The organism is Streptomyces recifensis (assembly GCF_002154615.1).
Lineage (GTDB): Bacteria > Actinomycetota > Actinomycetes > Streptomycetales > Streptomycetaceae > Streptomyces > Streptomyces griseoluteus.
The window spans coordinates 1-732 of record NZ_MUNH01000550.1; the positions used below are offsets into that span (position 1 = coordinate 1).

Sequence of the window (732 nt, forward strand, 5' to 3'; positions counted from 1 at the left end):
CCACACGGGTGCGGAGGGCCCCGGCGCTGCCCCGCGGCCCTCCGCACCCGTGTGGACCGTCTGCCTGCTCGGGTACACCCTCCTCGGCGACGGCCTGCTGGACGCCGTCGTGGGCGGCGGCCCCGACGGGCTGCCCACCGGTACCCCGGACGGCCCCTGGCCCACTGCCACCGCGCCCGTACTGGCCCTCGCCCTGGCCTGCGCCCCCGCCGCCTGGTGCGCCCATCTGCTCGACCTCGGCGCCCACCGCCGGCTCGCGGGCAGCCGGGGCCTGGAGGACTTCACCTCCGGGGCGCGCCCCCTGCTGCTCGGCGTCCTCGCGCTGTACCTGGCCGCCCTGACCGGCCTGCTCGCCCTCACCGGCGCCGTGCTGCACGAGGACCCGGCCTACCCGCAGGCCCTCACCCTGGGCGCCCTGCTGCTCCTCGCCCGCCTCCTCACCGCCCACCGGCACCGGCACGCGCCGGCCGTGATCCTGGGCGCGGCGGCGGCAGCCGAGGTGGCGGCGCCGGCGCTGGTGCTGAGCGGGCGGCTGCCCGACTGCGGGTTCCTCGCCGTGCCGGTGACCGCGCTGGTCGACCCCCTGGGGGTGACGGTGATCCCGGCCCTGAGCTGCGGCTGCGCGGCCCTGGTCCTCCTGGCCCACGCCCTGCGCACCCTCACCCGTGCCGCGGCCCACGCGCCCCTAGGGGGCCCGGAGTGAGGCGCGCGCGCCCCGCTTCACCCCCACGG

Annotated in this window: 1 pseudogene; it reads left to right on the forward strand. The window is 79.8% G+C overall.

Going from position 1 to position 732, the window contains the following annotated elements:
- Window positions 1-703 (forward strand): annotated as a pseudogene (locus CCN33_RS25555) (hypothetical protein); the annotation flags it as partial.
- Between the last annotated feature and the right edge of the window lie 29 nt (window positions 704-732).